Source organism: Polynucleobacter sp. Adler-ghost (assembly GCF_018688495.1).
GTDB lineage: Bacteria > Pseudomonadota > Gammaproteobacteria > Burkholderiales > Burkholderiaceae > Polynucleobacter.
The window spans coordinates 1,556,958-1,581,708 of sequence record NZ_CP061320.1; the positions used below are offsets into that span (position 1 = coordinate 1,556,958).

Below are 24,751 nucleotides of genomic sequence, written 5' to 3' on the forward strand. Positions count from 1 at the left end.
CTAGTTTTTAACAGTGAGATTTTGATTTAGCCAAGTGGCTAACTGTGACACATCATCCACATGAATCAGCGATGGCGCTTCTTTTAAAGTGTTCGGAGGATGCGCGCCATACGTTACCGCTACTGCATCCACACCTGCATTGGCAGCCATATCTAAATCATGAGTAGTGTCCCCAATCATCAGCATGCGACGCATCGGCACTTGCATCACATCTGAGAGCTCTAAGAGCATGCCAGGATGGGGTTTAGAAAAAGATTCATCCGCAGTACGAGTTTCATGGAACATCTGCTCCAACTGATGGTGCTTTAAAGATCGATCCAATCCAACGCGAGATTTACCTGTCGCCACACCTAGCAAATAGCCGTCCTCACGCAAGCTATGTAGTAATTCACGAATACCTGGAAATAAATCGAGCTCATGATCTTTAGCCAGATAGTGGAATCGAAAGCGCTCCGTTAACTTAGGAAAATGCGCTGGTTCAATCCACGGCACCGCTCTTCTCAGTGAATCCTGAATACCCAAACCAATGACCGAACTAGCCAAAGTGTCGTCAGGCTCCTTGAAACCCAAATCCCGGCAAGCTTGCTGAATACAGTCAACGATTGTCGGCGTGGAATCCATGATGGTTCCATCCCAGTCCCATACGATCAAGTCGTAGCGTCTATCGGGTTTTTGTTCTTCAGGCATTGTTGGACGCTTCAAAAGTTTTTATCATCGCGGTAAATTCAACAGGTAGCGGGGACTCGATACGCATTTTCTCGCCAGTACGCGGATGAGTAAAGCCTGCTAAGTGGGCATGTAAATATAGGCGTTTGGATTTCACAAGCTTGTCCTGATCTTCAAAGCCATATTTATCATCACCTAGAATCGAATGGCCCAGTTTTTGTAAGTGGACTCGAATTTGGTGAGTTCGTCCCGTTTTAAGTTGAGCCTCGGCTAGAGTAATTGCCACTTCTCCACGTTTCATTACTTTAGAGACACGCAAAGCGGTATGGCTTGGCAGACCATCAGGGTCAACACGAACACGTCGCTCGCCATTGGCTAATAGGTATTTATGTAATGCAAACTTGAGTTGCATCGTGCCTACGCCCTGAGCAATTTCCCCGTGGGCCAGCAAGTAATAGCGCTTGTCTGTTTGCCCTTCGCGAATTTGACGATGCAGTTCCACCAAAGCACTGCGCTTTTTAGCTAATAGCAACACGCCTGATGTGTCGCGATCCAAACGGTGAACCAATTCCAAGAATTTGAGCTCGGGACGGGTAATGCGGAGAGTTTCAATCACGCCAAGCGCAATTCCAGAACCCCCATGAACTGCTAAACCTGCCGGCTTATTCACTATTAATAGCGCTTCATCCTCAAACAAAATGGGCATTTTGTCGGAATACCCCTGCGCGCGCGACTTGGTTTGGGCGGTATTGACTGCTGCCATTTGGGCTGGCTCAGCAATACGCACCGGCGGGACTCTAACCACATCCCCCTCAACGAGACGCGTAGTCGGCTCAGCTCTTTTCTTATTTACCCGAACCTCGCCAGAGCGAATAATCCGATAAACGTGACTTTTAGGGACCCCTTTTGCCCAACGCAGTAGATAGTTATCGAGTCTTTGGCCAGCCTCTTCTGGACCAATAGTCTGGAGGTAAACTGCGGCTGGAGGACTGGTTTTGACCTGCGAAGGCTTGAAAATGGGTTCGGATTTCATGATTTATCTCTCTTGCCACCCCGACGGGGGTCGACAAGGGACTTAACAATACCCCATTGTCCTTCAACTTGTGCCGTATAATCAACGCTCTAGCCAATTTATTGGCCCGAGACTGACCTGATTCAGGTTTGGATCGTGGAGCTTGGAGTCGCCCTTAATAGACTCCCGGGGTTGCCCCTCCCCCGTTGTAATGAGGCGCAGGGTTGGTGTGCCGTATGCCGCGACCCGCGATTAGAAGACAGTTTTCAGGCGCGCGCCTGCATTGATGACCTAAAGGAGGTCTCTGCGGCGATCGTCAAGTGTGGCACCGGTTTAAAAAGCTTGAACTTGGTGTACTAGGCAGTAAATGCCTAGATTTGCTTGATCCACACTCCAAAGCCGCCAATGGGCTATGCCCCAAGCGGTATCTAACTTGTCCCTAACGCAGCGCGCAACGACACATTCCCAATAGGAGAGTGTTATGAAACGCATGTTATTTAATGCAACTCAACAAGAAGAGTTGCGAGTTGCCATCGTCGATGGTCAAAAACTCATTGATATTGATATCGAGGCTGCCGGTCGTGAACAACGCAAAGGCAATATTTACAAAGGTGTTATTACCCGCATTGAGCCTTCGCTCGAAGCGTGCTTTGTAAATTACGGCGAAGAACGCCATGGCTTCCTGCCATTTAAAGAAGTTGCGCGCACCTACTTTAAAGAGGGTATTGACGTACGTAATGCCTCTATTAAAGATGCCCTACGCGAAGGCCAAGAAATCATTGTTCAGGTAGAAAAAGAAGAGCGTGGCCAAAAAGGCGCTGCCCTTACCTCTTTCGTCTCCTTAGCAGGTCGCTATTTAGTATTAATGCCAAACAACCCTCGTGGAGGCGGTGTTTCTCGTCGTATTGAAGGTGAGGACCGTCAAGAACTCCGTGAGGCGATGTCTCAATTAGAAGTGCCAGATGGCATGAGCATCATTGCTCGTACCGCCGGTATCGGCCGCGACGCTACTGAATTGCAATGGGATTTAAGTTATCTCATGCAGTTGTGGACAGCAATTGATGAAGCCGCTAAAGGCAATTCAGCACCACTATTAATCTATCTCGAATCTAGCTTAGTGATTCGGGCGATTCGTGATTACTTCCAGCCAGATATTGGCGAGATTCTCATCGATACCGATGACATCTATGAACAAGCTGCAGCATTTATGTCGGTAGTGATGCCGGATAACTTGCCAAGAGTGAAGCGTTACCAGGATGATGTTCCATTGTTCTCCCGTTTCCAAATTGAGCATCAGATTGAAACTGCATACTCACGTACCGTGCCACTACCTTCAGGCGGCGCGATTGTGATTGACCATACCGAAGCTTTGGTTTCAGTCGACGTCAACTCCGCACGTGCAACCCGTGGCTCTGATATTGAAGAGACCGCCACTCGCACCAACTTAGAAGCTGCCGATGAAATCGCCCGTCAAGCGCGTTTACGTGACTTGGGCGGTTTGATCGTGATCGACTTCATTGATATGGAATCAAGTAAGGCGCAGAAGGATGTGGAGAATCGCTTACGCGATGCTCTGCGTCATGACCGTGCTCGCGTTCAGATGGGCAAGATCTCCAAGTTTGGCTTGATGGAAATGTCCCGTCAGCGTTTACGTCCCGCTCTCTCTGAAGGTAGTCACGTCACCTGTCCACGTTGTAATGGTACTGGTCATATTCGCGATACCGAATCTTCTGCTTTGCAAGTCTTGCGCATCATCCAAGAAGAGGCAATGAAAGAAAATACTGCCGCTATTCATACGCAAGTTCCAGTTGAAGTGGCCGCATTCTTACTCAATGAGAAACGCGCTGAAGTAATCAAGATCGAGTCACGCTTCAAAGTAAATGTCTTGATGGTTCCGAATAAGCATTTAGAAACACCACATTACAAGCTTGAGCGCTTACGTCATGATGATCCACGTCTTGACGATCAAAAAGCCAGCTACGTGATGGCCGAAGAAGCTGCGCGTGAACTCGAAACAGATACTGCTGTTAGCCGTAAAGATGCTGACGTTAAAGTTCGCCCTGAAGCTGCTGTCAAAGGTATTACACCCAATGCACCAGCGCCAGTAAGTCAGCCACGTCCTGCACGCACTGAAAAGGCAACTACAGAAACTGCTAGCACTGGTGGATTCTTCGGATTCATTAAGAACCTATTTTCTTCCGCACCTAAACCAGAAGCACAGCCTGCTCCTAGCGCACCACGTGGTCGCAATCCAAACAATCGCAACGGCAATAACCGCAATCGCGGTCGTCGTGGCGAGCGCAACGATCGTGCTGAGCGTCCAACTGAAGGTGCGGCAAGTGCCGAAGGTACAAATGCACCACGCGAGGCAGGTTCAGGTAGGGGCCGTCAAGATGGTCGTAACCGTAATGGCAATAGCAATAACCGCAACCAAAACAATCTAAAACCAGAAAATCAAGCTGCGGTAACTCCAGCTACGGAAGCTGCTCCTGGAACTGACATCACTCCTAGCGCAGATGGCGAGGAGCGTCGTGGTCGTGGCCGCAACCGTCGTGGTCGTGGTCGTGGTCAACGTGGCGAGCGCACTGAGTCCAATGGCGATGCAGCAATTGCTTCAGTTGTTGCAGTAACAACTTCATTCTCAGGTCCTCCAGTAGGTATGGCGGGAGCGTCTGCTTCAATGCCGATTCAGAACCTTGCCCAAAGCTTTGGACATACGACTGCGCCTGTAGCTTCTAACGAAGTGAAAGAGCGGGCACCACGTGCACCTAGAGAACCAAGGGAGCAACGTGCATTACGTCAAAGTAATCGTACTGATCAGGCTGCTCCTGTAGCTACTCCAGTAACTGCACCAGCACCAGCAATGGAAGTGATTGCTAAACCGATGCCTGAGCTACCTAAGGTAGCCTTCCAGGCACTTGAAGAGACTCCATTGCACAGCGTAGTTCAGTCTGCCGGTATGGTCTGGGTTGCAACGGACTCCAGTAAGCATCAAGAAGCACAATCACAAATCAAAGCAGAGCCAGAAATTTTGCCAACAGGCAGAACTCCTAAAGCACCTGTTAGTTTGCAAAATGGTCCAATGGTTTTAGTTGAAACCGGCGGTCAAGAAAAAACGGTTTAATCCAATTTCTCCAGACTGCTATTTATCCCATAAGGATATTTGGCAGTTTGGCAGAAACACGGTTTCACAGCCATAATTACGCATGGTTGAAAAAGTCATCCCCATACGTTTAGATGAAGGTAAAGGCCTTACGCCGTCTATACCGGGACAGCTCTTGGCTGCGAGTACCTCAACCAAAGATACCCGCGGACGCCCACTACGAGATTTACGCATCTCCGTTACTGATCGCTGTAATTTCCGCTGTACCTATTGCATGCCCAAGGAAATCTTCGACAAAGACTATCCCTATCTCTCGCATCATGAATTACTCAGCTTTGAAGAGATCACCCGTTTAACAACTATTTTCGCTTCACTGGGAGTAGAAAAAATTCGTCTTACTGGTGGTGAACCTTTGCTTCGCAAAAATCTCGAGGTGCTAATTGAGATGCTAGCTAAGATTCGCACCACGGCAGATCAAGCCCTTGATCTCACCCTGACTACTAATGGCAGTATTTTGCGTAAGAAGGCAGCTGCATTAAAAGCGGCAGGCTTGCATCGCCTAACCATTAGCCTTGATGGCCTGAATGATGACATCTTCAAAAAAATGAATGATGTCGACTTTCCAGTCACGGATGTACTTGATGGTATTGCAGCAGCTCAAGAGGCTGGCTTTACTAATCTCAAAGTAAATATGGTTGTTAAGAAAGGCACAAACGACCAAGAGATTATTGGCATGGCTAAGCACTTCAAAGGCACTGGCGTGACACTGCGCTTTATTGAATTTATGGATGTCGGCAGCTCTAACGGCTGGGATATGTCTCAGGTACTTCCCTCTCAGGAAGTTGCCAATCGCATTCATGCCGTCTTTCCTATAGAAGCTATTGAGGCTAACTATCCTGGTGAAGTGGCTCAGCGTTGGCGTTATGTTGATGGCTCGGGTGAAATTGGCTTTATTTCTAGCGTCACACAAACTTTTTGTCATGAATGCACGCGTGCGCGTATCTCCACAGACGGTCAGCTGTATCTTTGCCTTTTTGCAAACGAAGGTTTTGATTTCAAAACGCTATTGCGTTCTGGTAGAAGTGATTTAGAAATTGCCAACGCCATTATGTCGACATGGTCAGGACGTAATGATCACTACTCAGAGATTCGAGGATCTAACACTGTTGAATCGAATTCTGCTCGCAAAGTAGAAATGTCTTACATCGGCGGCTAATGATTACCTCAGAACACATTACTGGACTCATTTTGGCAGGGGGACGCGCCCAAAGAATGGGCGGTATTGATAAGGGCTTCATTGCTTTTCATGGCAAGCCTCTCATTGAATCTGCCATCAGCCGACTCAAGCCCCAAGTCAGCACTATCCTAATTAATGCTAACCGTAGCATTACGAAGTATTCACACTATGGCTATCCAGTTCTCATGGATGAAACTCCTGACTTCTCCGGACCATTGGCTGGCTTCGCAGTTGGACTGAAGCATTGCAAAACGCCCTACTTGCTGACATCGCCTTGCGACTCTCCTTTGTTCCCAACTGACCTTGCTGAAAAAATGGCAGTCGAACTGGAGGGTAATCATTTAGAGCTCGTCTTTGCTTCTTCAAAAGAAGATGACGGCAAGATTTGGTCGCAACCCGTCTTCTGTTTAATGAAAAGTAATTTGCAAGATTCTTTGCATGCCTTTTTAAGCAAAGGGGACTTGAAGATTGATCGCTGGTTTAAAGAATTACGATCTGGCACCGTGGTGTTTGAACACTCCCAAGCATTTGCCAATGTAAATACTCCGGAAGAGCTAGCTGCCTTAGAAAAAGTATCGTCATGACAGACTCAATCAAGCACTCCCCAAATAACCCCATTCTCTTGACTGCCTCACTCCATGTGGATGAAGCACGCAAGGCGATCTCAGACCTAGTCAATGAATTACTTCAAGAGTCACGCAAACTGAATAATGCAAGCGATATTGAGTTAGTCTCTCTAGATCAAGCAATCAACCGCATTCTGGCAGAAGATTTACTTTCCCCGATTGATGTCCCTGCTGCCGATAACTCCGCCATGGATGGCTTCGCCTTTAATGGCGATTGCCTGGGAAATAGCGAAGCCATAGCCACCTTGAAGATTATTGGCACCGCTTATGCTGGCAAGCCTTATGAAGGGCTTGTTGGCCCAGGTGAATGCCTCAAGATCATGACTGGCGCCCTCATGCCCAATGGCTGCGATACCGTCATTCCTCAGGAATTTACAGAATCCGCAAGTGAGTCAACCGTAGGTTTTAAACAAAACCAAGTAAAGCGTGGAGAGAATCGCCGCTTACGTGGCGAAGATTTACAAAGCGGTAAAGCGGCTATTGCTGCTGGTCGCTTGTTGCGACCGTCAGACCTTGGTCTAGCCGCATCACTAGGCATTGACAGACTCAAGGTGCATCGCAAACTCAAGGTTGCCATCCTCTCTTCTGGAGATGAATTGCGCCCTATTGGGCAAGCTCTTGATGCGGGCAGTATTTATGATAGTAATCGCTATAGCCTGACAGGTCTACTCAATCGACTGAATATAGAGATCGTGGATTGCGGGATTGTCCGTGATGATCCTGCCTCACTGAAAGCCGCCTTCCTAGATGCAGCCTCTAAAGCAGATGTTCTGATCTCTTCTGGCGGAGTCTCAGTAGGTGAGGCAGACTTTACCAAGCAAATCATGCAAGAACTAGGCGATGTAGGCTTTTGGAAGATTGCCATGCGCCCAGGTCGCCCTATGGCCTTTGGAATGCTCAAGCCAGTTAATGGGTCAAGCCGCAAAACCCTTTTCTTTGGCCTGCCCGGCAACCCTGTAGCCGTTATGGTGACTTTCTACCAATTTGTTCGCTCCGCTTTGTTACAACTGAATGGTGCAAGCCAGACTGAGCAGTTAATGACCCAAGCGATTGCCGAAGCACCGATTCGGAAAAAACCAGGTCGGACAGAATTTCAGCGTGCCGTTATGGGGCGTGGTCCCGATGGGAAGCCTATGGTCAAGCTGACCGGCAGCCAAGGCGCTGGAATTTTGCGATCGATGAGTGAGGCAAACTGCTTTGTAATCCTCGCACATGACCAAGGAAATGTGGCGGCTGGTGACTGGGTAGATGTGGCGCTTTTCGACGGACTGCTTTAAGATTGCACCTCATGAAACTCACCAAAAAAGAAATTGCCTTCGTAGACCCAATGCATACTGCCAAAACCCTGGTTTTGGTTTATCTCTGCTTCTCCGTTCCAATCGTTTTGCTAGCCTTATTTGTAGCTTTTATTCGTGACGGCGCCATTCCTGGATTTACCGTACTCTCTGCATTAATTCTGAATGCACTACTTGGCTTTGCTTTACTGTGGATTGCTTGTAAGGTCTACAACTGGGTCGCAGGTAAATTCGGTGGAATCGAACTTGCGCTTCGCGAGCTCCCAGAAGAAATTGAAGCAGATTAAGTTTTCAGCTAGGCTTTAAATACTTCTGCATTAATCAGGCTTGGTGGTTTCTTCCCATCCAGCGCGGCTCGCAAATTTTCCACCGCAAGATCCACCATTGCTCTACGTGTTTTTTCTGTAGCACTGGCAATGTGCGGAGCCAACACAATATTGCTGCACTTGAGTAACTCTGGATGTACCTGTGGCTCGCCTTCAAAAACATCCAGTCCTGCCGCAAAGATCTTGCCACTTTGCAAGGCTTTTGCTAAGGCCGCATCATCCACAATACCGCCACGAGCAATATTGATCAGGGTTGCAGTCGGTTTCATCATGGCGATTTCGGCGGCGCCAATCGTGTGGTGATTTTGCACGGTGTAAGGCAGCACCAACACCACATGGTCGGCAGTTTGCAGTAATTCCTCTTTGGAAACGTAAGTAGCACCGCAAGATTTTTCATCGGCATCCGAGAGGTGGCTACGGTTGTGATAAATCACTTTCATACCAAAACCTAAAGCACGTTTTGCAATACCCTGACCAATGCGACCCATGCCAATAATGCCTACAGTACTGTGGTGTAGATCTATACCCAATGGGTTATTCACAATCGACCATTGATCCCACTTGCCCGCTCGCACCCAATGCTCGGATTCTGTAACACGCCTAGCAGTTGCCATTAATAAGGCAAAGCCAAAATCCGCCGTTGTATCCGTAAGAACATCAGGGGTATTTGTTGCCATGACGCCAGCAGCAGTCATCGCTGGAATGTCAAAGTTGTTGTAGCCAACAGAGATATTGGCCACTACCTTTAAATCTTTGGCTTGAGCTAAGGCGGAAGCGTCAATTCGCTCGCTTCCTACCACTAGGGCACCCTGCACTTCTGAAAGCGCTTTTTGCAACTCTTCCGAGCTTAATATTTTGTCAGACTGGTTGGAACGAACCTCATAGGATTCCTCTAATTTGGCTAGCGCCTCAGGAAAAATGGCCCTTGCGACCAAAATTTTGGGTTTTGAGATACTTTTGGAGGTATTTGCTGGAGTGTTCATAACATGACTTTACCTCAAGTAAATTGAGGCTTTTGCCTGAAAAATAAGCTGATTCGGCTAAAATGGGCTTTTATAACTTGGCAGTCCATTCACCCGGACCCTTACCTAAAAAACCATCATGACTTACGTTGTTACCGAAGCTTGTATCCGCTGTAAATACACTGATTGCGTTGATGTCTGCCCAGTCGACTGTTTTCGCGAAGGTCCTAACTTTTTAGTAATCGATCCAGATGAATGTATCGATTGCGCAGTTTGCGTACCAGAGTGCCCAGTCAATGCCATTTATGCGGAAGATGATGTGCCGGGAGATCAACAGTCTTTCATCAAATTAAATGCGGATCTTTCTCCAGGATGGACATCTATCACCAAATCCAAAGCCGCCCTTCCAGATGCGGATGAGTGGAAAGACGTTAAAAATAAAATTGATCAACTGGTAAAGTAAATTGCACCCCCCCATTGAAACCGATGCAGTCATTATTGGCGCCGGTCCGGTGGGGCTCTTCCAAGTCTTTGAGCTTGGTCTTTTAGAAATTAAAGCGCATGTCATTGACTCCCTACCTGAAGTGGGAGGTCAATGTATCGAGCTCTACCCAGATAAACCCATCTATGACATCCCAGCAATTCCGGTTTGCACTGGTCGTGAGCTAGTCAGCAATCTACTAAAACAAATTGAGCCATTCAAACCACAGTTTCACTTAAATCAAGAGGTCTCCACTCTTGAGAAGCAAGCAGATGGTCGTTTTCTGATTCGCACATCCCAAGATCAGCATTTTTTGAGCAAGGTAATTTTTGTTGCTGCTGGCGTTGGTGCATTTCAACCGCGCACGCTTAACCTAGATGGCATTGAAGCTTTTGTCGATAAACAAGTTTTCTATCGCGTCAGAAATCCTGAGCAATTTATAGGCAAGCGCATGGTGATTTGTGGTGGCGGAGATTCCGCACTGGATTGGGCATTGCATTTTGCCGATCAAGCTATCAATGTAACACTCATACATCGCCGAGATGAATTCAAAGCAGCCCCTCAGTCAGTTGCTAAGATCCGAGCTCTTTGCGCTGCCGGCAAGATGCAACTTCTCATTGGACAAATTACGGGCATTGAATCCACTGATGACAAACTGACTGAAATTGCCGTCACCAATATTGATGGCGAAGTTCAGATAATTGCATTAGATGCACTCTTACTCTTTTATGGTCTTTCCCCTAAATTAGGCCCTATCACCGACTGGGGCTTAGATATCGACCGTAAGCAAATTGCTGTGGATACTGCCTGCTTTCAGACTAGTACTCCCGGCATATACGCCGTGGGGGATATCAATATCTACCCGGGCAAGAAAAAACTGATTTTGTCAGGCTTTCATGAAGCAGCCTTGGCGGCCTTTGCAGCAGCCGCCTATCTAGCCCCAGAAAAGCAGATTCAACTCCAATACACCACCACATCCCCAAAGCTTCATAAGGCGCTTGGGGTAAGCCCATCGACATTCGAGTAAGCTCTTAACATCACTGAATTATTTGACTGAATAAACCTATGCGTCAATATCACAATCTCATGAAGGAAGTCCTTGAAAAGGGCGTCCAAAAATCCGATAGAACCGGAACTGGAACTATCTCCATCTTTGGCCATCAGATGCGCTTTAATCTGGCCGAAGGCTTTCCGATGGTGACAACGAAGAAGTTGCATCTGAAGTCCATTATTTTGGAATTGCTCTGGTTTCTGAAAGGCAGTACTGACAACAACTGGCTTAAAGAGCGAGGTGTTTCCATTTGGAATGAATGGGCAGCCCCAGACGGTGACCTTGGCCCGATTTACGGCTATCAGTGGCGCTCATGGCCGGCACCGAATGGTGAGCATATTGACCAGATCGCTGAAGTTGTAGAAACCCTAAAAAAGAATCCAGACTCTCGTCGCATGATTGTTTCTGCTTGGAACGTAGCCGATATTCCTCGTATGGCTTTGGCACCTTGCCACGCTTTCTTTCAGTTTTACGTTGCTGATGGCAAGCTATCATGCCAACTCTATCAACGTAGTGCGGATATCTTCTTGGGCGTGCCCTTCAATATTGCTAGCTATGCCCTACTGACCCACATGCTGGCGCAGCAGTGCAATTTAGAAGTTGGTGACTTTGTGTGGACTGGTGGTGACTGTCATCTTTATAGTAATCATTTAGAACAAGTCGATCTTCAGCTCTCAAGAGACTTCTTCCCGCTACCTAAGCTCAATATTTTGCGCAAGCCAGACTCGATCTTTGATTATGAGTTCGAAGATTTTGAAATCACCGGCTATGAATCCCACCCCGCTATTAAAGCTCCTGTAGCTGTTTAAGAAATTAGATCCTCATGACCGTAGCTAAAAACCCTGCCATCTCCATGATTGTTGCCCGCTCACGCAATCACGTGATTGGTAAAGACAACCAAATGCCTTGGAAGATTTCTGCTGATCTGCAATTCTTCAAAAAGGTAACGATGGGACACCCTGTCATCATGGGCCGCAAGACTTGGGAGTCTATTGGCCGCCCTCTTCCGGGACGTTGCAATATTGTGGTGAGTCGCAATACTGAACTCAAGTTAACTGGTGCGGAAGTAGTTCACTCTCTTGATGCAGCTCTCTCTACACTGAAGGAATTCCCTCGGGTATTTGTGATTGGTGGAGAGCAGCTTTTTACTCAGGCCTTTCCCAAAGCAGATCGCCTTTTCATCACCGAAATTGATATTGACGTAGATGGTGGTGATACCTTCTTTGAAGTTCCCAATCAATCCGCATGGAAAGAAGTAGAACGCACTCCAGCCTCTGAGGGTGAAATTACATTTAATTTTATTACGCTTGAGCGCACATAAAGATACCGCTCCACCCACTCTTTGTCTTTAACCGGTTTTTAAAAAGGAAGTACCCATGAAATTTTCATCAAAATTACTTTCTGCTCTACTGATGGCCCAATGTGCTTTTGTTTTTGCGAAAGGCGATGCAGATGCTATTTTTTATGGTGGCGACATAGTCACCATGAATAAATCCCAACCTACTGCTGAGGCTGTAGCAATTCAGAATGGGAAAATTATTCAGGTTGGCCCTCTGTCTAAGCTCAAGACTTTACAAGGGCAAGGTACGAAGCTAATTAACTTGAATGGTCAGACTTTAATGCCTGGTTTAGTTGAGCCACATGTACATATTATGGGAACGGCATTTTCAGAGGAGATCTTTCTCAATCTCTCCAACTTCACGATGCCCCATGACACATTAGATAGTTTGGTGGCGAAGCTAACTGCATACAGTAAAAACTTTAAAGATGGTGAATGGATTAATGCCTTTGGTGTTGACCCATCTAGAACAGAACCATTTATGTCTGAATTAACTGCAGACATATTAGACAAGGTATCCACCACCAAGCCCATCTTTGTTATGAATCAAAGTATGCATATTGCATACGTGAATCATAAGGCACTAGAAATGGCAGGGTTAACTGATTCCAGCCCAGATCCCAAAGGTGGTAAGTTACTTAAAGATAGCAAGGGGCGCTTAACTGGTGTAGTTTATGAAGCGCCAGCTTTTTATCTGTTCCTGGATAAGATGCCGCCGCCCACTCAAGAGGTGGTAGAACAAGCTGTTGCTAAAGTTGGCCAACGACTAGTCAGCAAGGGCGTTACTACTTCAGCAGAAATCACTGTTGGCGGGTACCTTGGTGTTGATAAAGAATATGCCCTGTTTAATGCAATGACCCATAGTGGCAAGCTGCCAGTTCGGGTGAGGGGTTATATGTATTCAAATGCATACCCAACTACGAATAAGAGCTATAAACCAGGGCAAGGTGATGACACCTTTAAATTAATTGGCGTCAAAATTGTGGCTGATGGCTCCAATCAAGGCTTGACTGGTGCGATGAGTAAGCCATACGACTACCCAGCCGGCACAAGTAATACCGGCACCCTCAACTTCACTGAGCAAGAACTTTATGATCTTGCAAAACCCAGATTTGATGAGGGCTGGCAACTTTCTGTTCACTCAAATGGTGATAAGTCGATTGAGCAGACTTTGAATGTTTTTGCGAAGTTGGTCACAAAACCAGCTGATACTAAATCCAGATTAAGAATTGAGCACTTCACTGTTCCAACTGAAGCACAGATTGATAGAGCAGCAAAGCTTGGGGTTGTTCCCGGTTTTACCATTGGGCACACCGACTATTGGGGTGAGGCATTTCATAACCATCTCCTAGGAGCCGAAAGGGCAGATCGAATTGATCCCAGTGCCAGCTTGATTAAAAGAGGTATGCGTTTTGCATACCATAGCGACTCCCCCGTCTCACCGATTCATCCACTCAAGTACGCCTCCGAAGGTGCTGCTCGCTTATGGCAAGTCTCACCCCAAAAGGTGCTCAATCCAAGCCAGAAGATTTCCATCAATCATGCTCTAAAAGCCGTCACGATTGATGCCGCTTATCAGTTGAAGATGGATGACAAGATTGGATCGATTCAAGAGGGAAAATATGCGGACTTCGCCATCGTTAATCAGAATCCGATGAAAACAGATGCCTACAAAATTCGAGATATTGAAGTGAATGAAACCTGGGTTAATGGAAAACAGGTATTTAAGAGACAGTAAATATTTTTATATCACCTCAAATAAAGAAAGCCACCCAAGGGTGGCTTTCTTTATCTGCAGAGGGAATGCTATTCCCAGAGTCTCGGTTTTAAAGCTTCTTAGCAAAACTATATTGTGAGAACGCTTGCTCGGCAACATTGAACCATTGAGCTTCCATGTTTCTGAACACCCGATAGTCTTCAAAGATTTTCTTGAATTGGGGGTTCTTGGCAGACTCTTCGGCATATGTTTCTTGGCTTGCCTTAAAGCAGGCATCCATTACAGAGTTATTAAACTTACGCAATACCGCACCACCTTGGACTAAGCGTTGTAGCGCTGGTGGATTTAAGGCATCGTACTTGGCACACATATCAACATGCGCTTCAAAGCATGCCGCTTCCCATGCAGCTTGGTATGAAGGTGGCAGTGCATCCCACTGCTTCTTATTCACCAAGAATGAGAGTCCAGCCGCACCCTCCCAAAAAGCAGGGTAGTAATAATTTTTTGCTACCTTGGCTAAACCCAACTTCTCATCATCATAGGGCCCAACAAATTCAGCGGCATCAATCGTACCTTTTTCTAGTGCTGAGTAAATTTCACCAGCAGCTAACTGTTGGGGCACTACACCTAACTTTGCAAGCACTTGCCCTGCAAAACCAGCGATACGGAATTTGAGTCCCTTGAGATCTTCTGGAGATTTAATTTCTTTACGAAACCAACCACCCATTTGAGTACCAGTTTGTCCGCCTAAGAAATTAACAATGTTGTAGCTGGCATAGAGCTCACGCATCAGCTTCATCCCATTGCCGTGCAACATCCAGGCAGTTTGCTGGCGAGCCGTCATGCCAAAAGGTGCTGCCGTATCAAAAATAAATGCACTGTTCTTACCTAGGTAGTAATAGCTTGCGGTATGGCCGCACTCTACTGTGCCGTTTTGTACCGCATCTAATACCTGTAACGCTGGAACTACTTCACCAGCGGCAAATACTTTGACATTGAACTTACCATCAGTGGCTTTGCGTAAGGCGCTAGCAAAAACTTCTGGAGTACCAAATAAAGTATCTAAAGATTTAGGAAAGCTAGAGACCAAACGCCAATTCAGCGTGGGTAGACTCTGAGCAATCGATGGAGCGGCTAATGCTGCTGCACCTGCACCGATAGTGGCTTTCTTTAAAAAGGAACGTCTTTGCATCGTCTTCTCCTCCAAAATAGTTTTTCTTATTTATGTTCTCTGTATTTTTATGATGTTGTTGTTTTATTTTCCACCAACAGTCATTGACCCAATCAGAATGGAACCTGTTTCCTTGGTACCCCGAATCAGTGTGTCGCTACCAATCATCTGAATATCCATCAACATATCTCGTAGGTTACTGGCAATCGTAATACCCTCAACCGGATATTGAATCTCTCCGTTCTCTACCCAGTAACCAAAGGCACCGCGAGAGTAATCCCCAGTGACGTAGTTCACACCCTGCCCCATGAGTTCTGTAACCAGTAAACCCGTGCCCATCTCTTGAAGGAGTGCAGGTAATCCACCCTTCGGCGTCTTACGACTTTGTAATGTCAGATGATGAGAGCCGCCCGCATTACCAGTCGTCTTCATTCCGAGTTTTCTGGCGGAATAAGTAGATAAGAAGTAACCTTGCAAAATTCCTTTTTCAACCACAGTTCTCGCCGATGTCTTCACACCTTCTTCGTCAAAAGGTACACTTCCCGTCATTGCCTTGAGGTGAGGGTTTTCAAAAAGGCTGACATGCTTTGGTAATACTTGTTTACCTAAACTATCCAATAGAAAACTAGAGCGGCGGTATAGAGCACCGCCAGACACCGCTTGTACTAATCCGCCCAATAGGCCAGCAGCTAAGGGGGCTTCGAAAATGACTGGGCAACGGCGAGTTGTGAGCGATCTTGCCTTAAGGCGTGAAAGTGCACGCTCTGCAGCGTATTTACCAATGGCAGCTGGATTAGCCAACTCTCCAGGAATCCGTGAACTGGAATACCAATCATCTCTTTGCATAAGCGACTTTTTGCCACCCTCATTTGCAATGGGTGCGCAAGAAATATAGTGGCGTGAGAATGGGTAGCCACCCATAAATCCGTGACTAGTTCCCATCATAAAATGCGCATGATGTGCCGATACCGAAGCGCCATCACTATTTTGAATTTGCTTGCTGACAGCAAAGGCAGCGCCTTCAGCAGCGCGCGCAATCTCGATTGCTGTTGCCGAGTCCAAATCCCACGGATGAAATAACTCGAGATCTAGCGGATGTTTTTCGAGCAGTTCTTTTTCAGCAGGGCCAGCACATAAGTCTTCCGCCGTATGCTGAGCAATATGGTACGCAGCCTCAACGGTTGCCTTTAAAGAATCCTTGGAAAAATCGCTAGTACTGGCATTACCTCGACGATGACCTAAATATACCGTTACGCCCACCTGCTTATCCAAGCTTTGCTCAATTGTCTCGACCTCGCCCTTGCGAACAGTAACCGAGAGACCTTGGCCTTCAGAAACTTCAGCCACGGCATCTGAGGCGCCCCGTCTTTTGGCTTCTGTGAGCATGAAATCGATGATTTCTTGAAACTGGTTTGATGAGTGTGTAAACATGCCTTAATAATAGCTAGAATAGAAACATGAAGCATACCGAAGCTCGAAAAAGATCCTCTCCCAACGAAATCAAAATTGGCTTAATATCGATCTCCGATAGAGCTAGTAAGGGCGTTTATACCGATGAGGGTATTCCTGCCCTGCAATTGTGGCTACAGACCGCCGTTAGCACACCCTGCGTCTTTCATGAGCGCCTGATCGCGGATGAGCGGGAGGTTATTACCGAAACGATCGTAGAGCTGACCGATGATCTCGGTTGCGATTTAGTCCTCACCACGGGTGGGACAGGCCCCTCCCGAAGAGATGTCACCCCTGAGGCCACAATTGATGCTGGAACCCGGGAAATGCCCGGATTTGGCGAGCAAATGCGCCAAATTAGCCTGCGCTTTGTACCAACGGCAATTTTGTCACGCCAGACCGCAGTTTTACGAGAAATCGAGGGGCATACCGCCCTCATCATCAATTTGCCAGGTCAACCCAAATCCATCAGAGAAACCCTTGAAGGATTGAAAGATGCCGAGGGTAAATCTATCATTCCAGGCATCTTTGCTGCCGTACCCTATTGCATCGACCTGATTGGCGGCCCTTACATCGAGACCAATGAAGCCATCGTGAAAGCCTTTAGGCCTAAGAGCGCAATCAAGAAATAAGCTGCCAATCATTTTAAGGAAAGCAAAAGGGTCTGTTACTAGACCCTTTTTTCATCACTTATTAATTGATTGCAGAATTACTCTGGCAAAGGCACGATGAACTTTTCTCGGTAGTACTTGAGCTCTTCAATAGACTCCTCAATATCAGCCAAGGCGGTGTGTGCTTGCTTTTTGGTGAAACCCTTAACTAACTCAGGATGCCAACGCTTACACAGCTCCTTGAGTGTTGAAACATCAATATTTCGATAATGAAAGAACGCCTCTAGTTTTGGCATGTACTTCGCCATAAAGCGTCGATCCTGACCTATCGTATTGCCACACATTGGCGCAATACCGGGCTTAATATATTTTTTCAAAAAGGCAATGCATTCTGCTTCGGCGGTGGCTTCATCCGTGGTTGAGGCCTTGACCTTGTCAATGAGGCCAGAGCGGCCATGAGTACCCTTATTCCAGGCATCCATCGCATCCAATAAAGCGTCCTCTTGGCGGATCACCCAAACAGGAGCCGTAGCGATGGTATTGAGGTGCGCATCAGTCACGATCACGGCGATTTCCAAAATACGCTCTTTTTCAGGATCTAGGCCTGACATCTCCATATCTACCCAAATCAGGTGCTCATTGGCTGGCGGCGCCTTTGGTGCTGGAGTACTTGTTTTTTCACTCATATCTATAATCATCTCATGACATTCACAATTGTTTTTCTAATCGCCTTCATCGCCAGCTTTGGTCTACGCCACTGGTTATCCCAACGCCAAATTCGGCACGTCGCTATCAACCGCGATGTGGTACCTGCTGAGTTTTCATCTCAGATTTCTTTGGCAGAACATCAAAAGGCTGCAGACTACACGATCGCCAAGTTGCGCCTAGGTATCTTAGAAAATGGCGTCAGTGCAATTATCCTCATCGGCTTCACGCTCTTGGGTGGTTTACAGATTTTAAATCTATCGCTTCTGCAGCTCTTGGGCGAGGGCATTGCTCAGCAGATGGCCCTACTGATATCCATTGTCTTGATCTCCGGAATTCTTGATTTGCCTTTCTCTTGGTACAAACAGTTTTACCTAGAAGAGCGCTTCGGTTTTAATCGCATGAATGCCAAACTCTTTTTTAGCGATATGTTTAAGGGCTTAGGTGTTGGTGGCGCAATTGGCGTTCCCCTCCTCTGGGTCATCCTTAGCCTGATGGCTCAAGCAGGTGACTTTTGGTGGCTGTGGGCTTGGGGCGTACTCACGGCATTTAGCCTATTAATGCAGTGGATATTTCCGACCTTTATTGCACCGATCTTTAATAAGTTTCAAGCGCTGGAAGAAGGGCCACTGAAGACCCAAATCGAAGCCTTGTTAAGCCGCTGTGATTTTGCCAGCCAAGGTTTATTTGTTATGGATGGTAGCAAGCGCAGTGCGCACGGTAATGCATTTTTTGCAGGCATGGGCAAAGCCAAGCGTATTGTCTTTTTTGATACCTTGATTGAGAAGCTCAATCCTGGCGAAGTAGAGGCGGTCCTAGCCCATGAACTGGGTCACTACAAATGCAACCATATCCGTAAGCGTTTACTAGTCTCCTTTGCCATGAGCTTTCTAACATTTGCTCTCTTGGGGTGGATTAGCACTCAGCCATGGTTCTACAGCGATCTGGGTGTAATGCCCAATCTAAATGGCTATAACGGTGGTTTGGCTTTGGCACTCTTCATGCTCGTTGCACCAGTATTTAGCTTCTTCCTGACGCCGCTATCTAGCCTAGCATCACGCAAACACGAATATGAGGCAGACGGTTTTGCTGCAGACAAATCTTCTGCAAGCGATTTGATTTCTGCCTTAGTCAAGCTCTATCAAGACAATGCATCAACCCTAACGCCAGATCCGATCTATACCGCTTTTTATAGCTCGCATCCACCTGCTCCATTGCGTATTGCCAATCTCAAGCGATTTAACTAAGCAATCTGGAATTGTTTAATTAATGGAACAATTTCATGCGCTACTGACTGCCTCCTATGGAAGGCATTATTTAGCGCAGCGCTTAGTTAAAGACGGGCATGGAAATGAATCCCCTGTCGGTGAATTGCTTCAAGTCAGTACCCCAGCAAAGCAGCACGTTGGCGCCGTAGGTGATCGCATGTTGTTGGAGATGACCTCAGTTGATCAAGCACGCATTATCCGCATTGAGCCTCGAGAAAATTTACTCTATCGATCCGACGCTTTTAAAAGTAAGCTCATTGCCTCCAATGTCGATCAAATTTTAGTCGTGCTAGCTACGCAACCAGCTTTCTCTCCCGATCTTTTGGGAAGAGCAGTTGTTGCCGCAGAGGCCAATCAAATTGGTTTGCATATCTTGCTAAATAAGTGCGACCTAAAAGATAAGTTAGAACACGCACGCAAAATCGTTGCGCCTTATGCTCGTATGGGCTACCCCGTTACTGAGGTTTCCGCCAAATTTGATGAGGCCTCCATAGAGGCATTGCGCCCTGCCATTAGCGGCAAAGTTTCCGTATTCGTGGGTCAATCTGGTATGGGCAAATCCAGCCTCCTGAATGCCTGGGTTCCTAATGCAGCTGCTATTACTCAAGAGTATTCAGTTCGCCTTGATACCGGCAAACACACCACAACTGCTTGCCGATACTTTGAGCTCCCGGAAGCTTGGGGGCGTGATGCTAGCGGCAAATTAGGCGCTTTAATTGATTCGCCTGGCTTTCAGGAGTTTGGCTTGGCACACATGTCGGTTAGCGAGCTTGAGCATGCCTTTAGGGAGTTCCATGACCTGCTAGGCAAGTGTCGCTTTCATAACTGTGCGCATCAATCAGAGCCAGATTGCGCAATACGAGAAGCTGTCGACAAAAATGAAATAGCACCAGAAAGACTGGCGCTATTTAGGCAATTGCGTTCCGACTCAAAAACTGCTGATACGCAGATTCAGGGCATTAGCCAAGCCAAAGAGCGATGGTCAGCATTAGCAATAAAGCCATCCAAGCGATAACTAAACGCCATACCAAGCCAACAGCGGAACGCATAGTGCGCTCATTTGGCTCTAGACCTACTTCGTAAAAAACAGGCTCACCAGCTTCGGCCATACGCAAAGCTTCGTCGCTATCAGGTTCGCTCATGGGTTCGCCCAAGCGAACACCCAAGGCACCGCTTCCAGATGCCAAGATCACTGCTGACAGAGAGTCAGACCATTTGCCAGTCAGGTGACGCCATGCATAGACAGCACCTTCGAAGTTCCCCACAATCGCAAAGCCCATTGCAGTGATGCGTGCAGGTACCCAATCTAATACATAAAAGAAATGGCGCGCTGCCTCACTCAAATTAAAGTCGCCTTTTTCTGACCAGCGCTGAGCGGCAGTATCAGCTAAACGATACAACACTACGCCTGCAGGACCCATGGGCATCAAGAACCAGAACAAGACACCGAATACATGATGGTGCGAACCAATGATGGCGCGCTCTAGTGCAAGTGAAATCACTTCAGTCTCAGTGAGCTCAGAAGCATCTAATTCAGGGCCATACCACTGCGCCAGCGCTAAGCGAGCTGCTGGCAAATCATGATTTGCAATAGCCTCATGCACTAGCGTGAAGGAATGACTAAATTGGCGAAAGCCAAAGAATAAATAAGCAATTAATACGTTCCATAGGAATCCCAGAATAGGGAAAGTCACCATGAAGACAACATACAGCAAGAAGACCAGGAATGTTGGCAGAATAAACGCCACCAAGCAGGCCATGCGGGCACCTACAGGACTTGCACCTTCTTCAGTCTTGCTACCGAATTCACCGGCAACCCAATCAAGCCAGCGAGCACTGATGCGTGCGATCCAATGATTCGAGGTTACTGGGCGATATTGCTCAGCAATGAGTGCAAAGAGAATAGAAAAGAAAGTCATACTTTTAATAAATGATAAAGGTTACGCAACATTCCAGCAGTAGCACCCCAGATAAAACGATTCTCATAGGGCATTGAATAAAACCGACGACTACCCTGATCACTCTCCCAGACCCGCACTTGATGATTTGCAGGATCCATCAAAAAATGTAAAGGCACTTCAAAAACATCCGCCACTTCAAATGCATCTAAAGCATATTCTGCCTGAGGTTTTACCAAGCCCACAACCGGCGTCACACTATAGCCCGAAACCGTTAAATATTGAGGTAAATGCCCAATGACCTCAACCCCCTGCGGATTCAAACCGATTTCCTCTTCACTTTCCCGTAAAGCGGTGTGATTAGGATCGAAATCACTCGGATCCATCCGCCCGCCTGGGAAGCTAATTTGACCGGCATGGTCATGTAAATGATCTGTTCTTTGGGTAAGCAGCACAGAGAGACCATCCTTCTTCATAAGCAAGGGAATTAACACCGCTGCCCGGGTCACTTTTCCAGCGGCCTGACGCTTAGAGATAATATCTGCAGCGATAACATGTCGATTCTCATCGGTAATCTCCGGCTGCCAAACGGGGGGATTCTGAAAGCGATGCTTTAGGATGGATGGATCCAAATGATGTGCAAGTACTTTGGGCTGATCCGTACAAACCTCATGAATTGGAATCGCCTGCGCATCAAAATTCAATGGCGTAGTGATACTCAATTCTGACTCTTGGGATTTGAAATTCTTTGGCATCTGTTTTTATTTTAGGGCAATAAAAAAGGCAGCCTAGGCCGCCTTCTTTTTGGATTAAAGCAAACCTTATTCCGCTGCTGTCTCAGCAACTGCCTTGACTTTGCGAGCAGGAAGCTTTTCTTTAATACGTGCAGACTTACCTGAACGATCGCGCAAATAGTAGAGCTTCGCACGACGTACATCACCGCGACGCTTCACTTCAATACTAGCGATCAATGGTGAGTAAGTTTGGAATGTACGCTCTACGCCTTCGCCAGATGAAATCTTGCGAACGATAAAGCTGGAATTCAGTCCGCGATTGCGCTTGGCAATCACAACACCTTCAAAGGCCTGAGTACGCTTACGTGTACCTTCAACTACGTTTACACCAACAACGACTGTGTCGCCAGGAGCAAAAGGGGGAAGCACTTTGTTAGCACTTAAGCGAGCAATTTCTTCTTGCTCAATTTTTTCGATCAAATTCATTATTAATCCTTAAACATCTTGTCAGCGTTTATCCCGAGACTTTCATCAACGGACCAGACAGAGGATGCAGTTAAAACCATTTCACTAAAATCAAAACACAAACACTTCGTTCAAAACCATAATTACTTACAGCGTTCGAAGAAATTGCTCATCTTCCTTACTTAGCAACCCATTAGCTCTTGCTGATTTAATTAAATCAGGCCGAAGCCTTAACGTCAGCTCTAAAGACTTCTGCCGACGCCAATCCCGTATTTTAGCGTGATGTCCGCCTAAAAGCACGTCCGGAACAGATAAATTTTCATATATTTCAGGGCGGGTGTAGTGCGGATAGTCCAAAAGGCCATTAATAAAGCTGTCTTGGACAGCAGATTCACCATCCCCTAATGCCCCTGGAATAAGGCGAATGACCGCATCCATCATGGTCATAGCAGGCAATTCCCCGCCAGAAACCACAAAATCCCCAATTGAAAGCTGTAAATCGACGTTTCGATCAATGAAACGCTGGTCAACGGCCTCATAGCGACCGCAAATCAAGGTTGCATTGCCATAGTTCAGAATATCTGTCGCCATCTTCTGAGAAAAGACCTCTCCTTGTGGAGCAAGGAGGCAGATTGGGCCAGAAACGACGTTTTGGGACTGGTGGGCCGCTTTAACAACCGATATCGTATCTTCCAAGGGTTTGACCATCATGACCATGCCAGGGCCGCCACCATACGCCCGATCATCCACCGTCTTGCGAGGGTCAGCGCAGTAATTCCGAGGATTCCAGAGATTGACACTGGCAAGATCTTGTTCACAAGCGCGCCCAGTAATACCCCACTGCGTTAAAGCAGAGAACATTTCAGGGAATAAGGTGACTACATCAAAACGCATATGGGAGATCAATGACTTTTCTCATTACCAGTCGGGTTGCCAGTCTAAGGTAATCAGCCTATTGGGCAAGTCAACATTTTGCACCGCTTCTTTTACGAAAGGCACTAACTGTTTTACTGTTTTGGTTTGCGCATCGCCAAGCGCAATGATTCCATGAGCGCCGTTATCGTTGACCTCAAGCACTTCACCCAGACTTTCGCCCTGAAGATTGATAGCCTTACAACCGATTAGGTCAACCCAGTAGTAACTATCGCTATCCGTCTTGGGAAATACCTCACGCGCCACTAAGATTCGAGCACCTTTTAAGGCTTCGGCCTGATCGCGGTCGGAAATACCATCCAAGGAAATGACTACAGTACCGCTATGCATCTTGGCTTGCTTCACCTGATACAAAGTTAATGAAGCTTGCTCATGCGATGCAGCAACACCGGCACTCCGACGAGGAATGAGGGACAACCAAAGTTCTTTGCTAGATAAGAGCGCTACGGGATCGGAGGAATGAGGGCGAACCTTAATCTGACCCTGTAAGCCTTGAGCGTCTTGGACTGCACCGAGCTCAATCAAATCATTTAGGGAAGGTGTATTCATATCGAAGTCACCTCAATTCCCCAAATAACACTACTAGTAAATTCTGCTACCAAAGACTTCATCGACAAGAGAAAGTCTTTGGATTTTGAAGGTTTAAACCGCAGGATTATTTTTGATCAAGCGAACTACAGTTGGAGAGATCTGCGCGCCAACACCAGTCCAATAGGTCAAACGATCTTGAGCAATACGCATTGCTTGCTCTGTCGCTGCCGCCTGTGGATTGAAGTAACCAATACGCTCGATAAAGTTCGAGTCGCGACGATTGCGCTTGTCTGTAGCCACGATGCTATAAAAAGGGCGCTTCTTTGAACCGCCGCGTGCCAGTCGAATGACGACCATACTTATTCCTTAAAATCTAAAATGAAAACAGGTTGATTACAACCCAATGAAATTACTACAAAAATCTTGGGCTCCAACTAACTGAGCAAATTAACAAAACAAATGCACGGTATAGCGGAAAACCTCATATTCTAGACGAAAACCCCTACTTGATCCACCTATTTAAGCGAACGCCTCCTTAGCTTCGACAGTAGAATAGAACCCAGCAATTTATAAAATAATCATTAAAAACAATAACTTACAGAAATATTACTATGAGAATAGCCACTTTTAGACCCTCTAAAAGCCCTATAAAGCGCTTTTTTCTCATTCTTTCATTCCTCGGTTTAGGTTTTTTGACGGCTTGCGCCAATGTCATCCCGCCCTGCACTGCTAAAACCAGCCCTCCGAGTAGCGAGTTTCGCAACACGAAATGGGAACTCGTTCGCTGGAATCTCGCACCTAACAGCAAAGGTGAAGTGCGCGCCCGGCAAATTCCCCAAGGTGACAATAGCAACCCCATCCAAATCACTTTTGATGCCAATGGTGAGCGCGTGAGCGGATCGACTGGCTGTAATCGCTTTACTGCACGCATTACCGAAGATGCCAGAGGCTTTACGCTAGATCAAATCGCTAGTACAAAGATGGCCTGTACCCCACAGCGCATGGAATTAGAAAATGATTTCCTTTATGAATTAAATGATTACCGCTCGATTGTGCGCAACGGCGACCAACTACTGATGATTGGGGCGGATCGCGAGGTTTTAAGTTTTATCCAAAAAAGTAATTCATCGAAATAAAAAATAGTTCACCATTGCAATAGCTCATTACTGAA

The 24,751-nt window shown here is 46.8% G+C and carries 26 protein-coding genes; 14 read left to right on the top strand and 12 right to left on the bottom strand.

Annotated elements, in window-relative coordinates; all coding sequences use genetic code 11:
- Both ICV89_RS08130 and ICV89_RS08135 read right to left on the bottom strand, forming a co-directional pair.
- Positions 1-687, bottom strand: coding sequence for an HAD-IIIA family hydrolase (locus ICV89_RS08130; protein WP_215308059.1), 687 nt, complete (start codon positions 685-687; stop codon positions 1-3).
- Positions 680-1,699, bottom strand: coding sequence for an RluA family pseudouridine synthase (locus ICV89_RS08135; protein ID WP_215308060.1), 1,020 nt, complete (start codon positions 1,697-1,699; stop codon positions 680-682). Before ICV89_RS08135 ends, ICV89_RS08130 begins: the two co-directional genes overlap by 8 nt.
- Before the next feature lie 460 nt (positions 1,700-2,159).
- On the opposite strand from ICV89_RS08135, the gene ICV89_RS08140 reads away from it, so the two are divergent.
- From ICV89_RS08140 to ICV89_RS08160, 5 genes are all read left to right on the top strand, one after another.
- Positions 2,160-4,802, top strand: coding sequence for an Rne/Rng family ribonuclease (locus ICV89_RS08140; protein ID WP_215308062.1), 2,643 nt, complete (start codon positions 2,160-2,162; stop codon positions 4,800-4,802).
- Between the two features lie 82 nt (positions 4,803-4,884).
- On the top strand, positions 4,885-5,997 hold the full coding sequence (moaA, locus tag ICV89_RS08145; protein ID WP_215308064.1) for a GTP 3',8-cyclase MoaA: 1,113 nt from the start codon (positions 4,885-4,887) through the stop codon (positions 5,995-5,997).
- Positions 5,997-6,602 carry a molybdenum cofactor guanylyltransferase MobA gene (mobA, locus tag ICV89_RS08150; protein WP_215308066.1) on the top strand — a complete coding sequence of 202 codons (606 nt, stop codon included), beginning with the start codon at positions 5,997-5,999 and terminating at the stop codon, positions 6,600-6,602. Before moaA ends, mobA begins: the two co-directional genes overlap by 1 nt.
- A complete protein-coding gene (gene glp, locus ICV89_RS08155) occupies positions 6,599-7,921 on the top strand; it encodes a gephyrin-like molybdotransferase Glp (protein ID WP_215308068.1) in 1,323 nt (440 codons plus the stop codon). Before mobA ends, glp begins: the two co-directional genes overlap by 4 nt.
- 11 nt (positions 7,922-7,932) lie before the next feature.
- Positions 7,933-8,226, top strand: a complete 294-nt coding sequence (locus ICV89_RS08160; protein ID WP_015421612.1) for a hypothetical protein — start codon at positions 7,933-7,935, stop codon at positions 8,224-8,226.
- A gap of 8 nt (positions 8,227-8,234) precedes the next feature.
- Here the strand turns inward: ICV89_RS08160 and ICV89_RS08165 are convergent, their stop codons facing one another.
- Positions 8,235-9,248, bottom strand: coding sequence for a 2-hydroxyacid dehydrogenase (locus ICV89_RS08165; protein ID WP_371817839.1), 1,014 nt, complete (start codon positions 9,246-9,248; stop codon positions 8,235-8,237).
- 118 nt (positions 9,249-9,366) lie between these two features.
- Here ICV89_RS08165 and fdxA point away from each other — a divergent pair, with 118 nt between their 5' ends.
- From fdxA to ICV89_RS08190, 5 genes are read left to right on the top strand one after another with little or no spacing between them, the layout of a single operon-like run.
- On the top strand, positions 9,367-9,690 hold the full coding sequence (gene fdxA, locus ICV89_RS08170) for a ferredoxin FdxA (RefSeq protein WP_215308070.1): 324 nt from the start codon (positions 9,367-9,369) through the stop codon (positions 9,688-9,690).
- 1 nt (position 9,691) lies between these two features.
- On the top strand, positions 9,692-10,735 hold the full coding sequence (locus ICV89_RS08175) for an NAD(P)/FAD-dependent oxidoreductase (RefSeq protein ID WP_215308072.1): 1,044 nt from the start codon (positions 9,692-9,694) through the stop codon (positions 10,733-10,735).
- A 38-nt stretch (positions 10,736-10,773) separates the two neighbouring features.
- Positions 10,774-11,568 carry a thymidylate synthase gene (locus ICV89_RS08180; RefSeq protein WP_215308074.1) on the top strand — a complete coding sequence of 265 codons (795 nt, stop codon included), beginning with the start codon at positions 10,774-10,776 and terminating at the stop codon, positions 11,566-11,568.
- Between the two features lie 14 nt (positions 11,569-11,582).
- Positions 11,583-12,080 carry a dihydrofolate reductase gene (locus tag ICV89_RS08185; protein WP_215308075.1) on the top strand — a complete coding sequence of 166 codons (498 nt, stop codon included), beginning with the start codon at positions 11,583-11,585 and terminating at the stop codon, positions 12,078-12,080.
- Positions 12,081-12,135: 55 nt separating this feature from the next.
- Positions 12,136-13,836 (top strand): amidohydrolase, encoded by a 1,701-nt coding sequence (locus tag ICV89_RS08190; protein WP_215308078.1) that lies wholly within the window; start codon positions 12,136-12,138, stop codon positions 13,834-13,836.
- 88 nt (positions 13,837-13,924) lie between these two features.
- Here ICV89_RS08190 and ICV89_RS08195 read toward each other — a convergent pair whose 3' ends face one another.
- Entirely contained in the window at positions 13,925-15,007 is a 1,083-nt protein-coding gene (locus ICV89_RS08195; protein ID WP_215308080.1) for a TRAP transporter substrate-binding protein, read from the bottom strand.
- Positions 15,008-15,070: 63 nt separating this feature from the next.
- Positions 15,071-16,372 carry a metalloprotease PmbA gene (pmbA, locus tag ICV89_RS08200; RefSeq protein ID WP_371817891.1) on the bottom strand — a complete coding sequence of 434 codons (1,302 nt, stop codon included), beginning with the start codon at positions 16,370-16,372 and terminating at the stop codon, positions 15,071-15,073.
- Between the two features lie 71 nt (positions 16,373-16,443).
- Between pmbA and mog the strand changes: the two genes are divergently transcribed.
- Entirely contained in the window at positions 16,444-17,067 is a 624-nt protein-coding gene (mog, locus tag ICV89_RS08205; RefSeq protein WP_215308084.1) for a molybdopterin adenylyltransferase, read from the top strand.
- Positions 17,068-17,144: 77 nt separating this feature from the next.
- Here mog and orn read toward each other — a convergent pair whose 3' ends face one another.
- On the bottom strand, positions 17,145-17,732 hold the full coding sequence (gene orn / locus ICV89_RS08210) for an oligoribonuclease (protein ID WP_215308085.1): 588 nt from the start codon (positions 17,730-17,732) through the stop codon (positions 17,145-17,147).
- Between the two features lie 15 nt (positions 17,733-17,747).
- Here orn and ICV89_RS08215 point away from each other — a divergent pair, with 15 nt between their 5' ends.
- Both ICV89_RS08215 and rsgA read left to right on the top strand, forming a co-directional pair.
- Positions 17,748-18,998: a M48 family metallopeptidase gene (locus tag ICV89_RS08215; protein ID WP_215308087.1), complete on the top strand. Its 1,251-nt coding sequence runs from the start codon at positions 17,748-17,750 to the stop codon at positions 18,996-18,998.
- 22 nt (positions 18,999-19,020) lie between these two features.
- Positions 19,021-20,034 (top strand): ribosome small subunit-dependent GTPase A, encoded by a 1,014-nt coding sequence (gene rsgA / locus ICV89_RS08220; RefSeq protein WP_215308089.1) that lies wholly within the window; start codon positions 19,021-19,023, stop codon positions 20,032-20,034.
- Here the strand turns inward: rsgA and ICV89_RS08225 are convergent.
- The 6 genes from ICV89_RS08225 to rpsP form a co-directional block, all read right to left on the bottom strand.
- Positions 19,979-20,938: a CobD/CbiB family protein gene (locus ICV89_RS08225; protein ID WP_215308091.1), complete on the bottom strand. Its 960-nt coding sequence runs from the start codon at positions 20,936-20,938 to the stop codon at positions 19,979-19,981. The genes rsgA and ICV89_RS08225 overlap by 56 nt on opposite strands.
- Positions 20,935-21,672, bottom strand: a complete 738-nt coding sequence (locus ICV89_RS08230) for a CoA pyrophosphatase (protein ID WP_215308093.1) — start codon at positions 21,670-21,672, stop codon at positions 20,935-20,937. Before ICV89_RS08230 ends, ICV89_RS08225 begins: the two co-directional genes overlap by 4 nt.
- Before the next feature lie 66 nt (positions 21,673-21,738).
- On the bottom strand, positions 21,739-22,137 hold the full coding sequence (rplS, locus tag ICV89_RS08235) for a 50S ribosomal protein L19 (RefSeq protein ID WP_215308095.1): 399 nt from the start codon (positions 22,135-22,137) through the stop codon (positions 21,739-21,741).
- A gap of 126 nt (positions 22,138-22,263) precedes the next feature.
- Entirely contained in the window at positions 22,264-23,010 is a 747-nt protein-coding gene (trmD, locus tag ICV89_RS08240; RefSeq protein WP_215308097.1) for a tRNA (guanosine(37)-N1)-methyltransferase TrmD, read from the bottom strand.
- A 24-nt stretch (positions 23,011-23,034) separates the two neighbouring features.
- The gene (rimM, locus tag ICV89_RS08245; protein WP_215308099.1) at positions 23,035-23,598 is read right to left on the bottom strand and encodes a ribosome maturation factor RimM; all 564 of its coding nucleotides are present in this window, start codon (positions 23,596-23,598) and stop codon (positions 23,035-23,037) included.
- 93 nt (positions 23,599-23,691) lie between these two features.
- Positions 23,692-23,937: a 30S ribosomal protein S16 gene (rpsP, locus tag ICV89_RS08250; protein ID WP_011902362.1), complete on the bottom strand. Its 246-nt coding sequence runs from the start codon at positions 23,935-23,937 to the stop codon at positions 23,692-23,694.
- Between the two features lie 254 nt (positions 23,938-24,191).
- Between rpsP and ICV89_RS08255 the strand changes: the two genes are divergently transcribed.
- Positions 24,192-24,716, top strand: a complete 525-nt coding sequence (locus ICV89_RS08255; RefSeq protein WP_251370821.1) for an META domain-containing protein — start codon at positions 24,192-24,194, stop codon at positions 24,714-24,716.
- Positions 24,717-24,751: the final 35 nt, after the last annotated feature.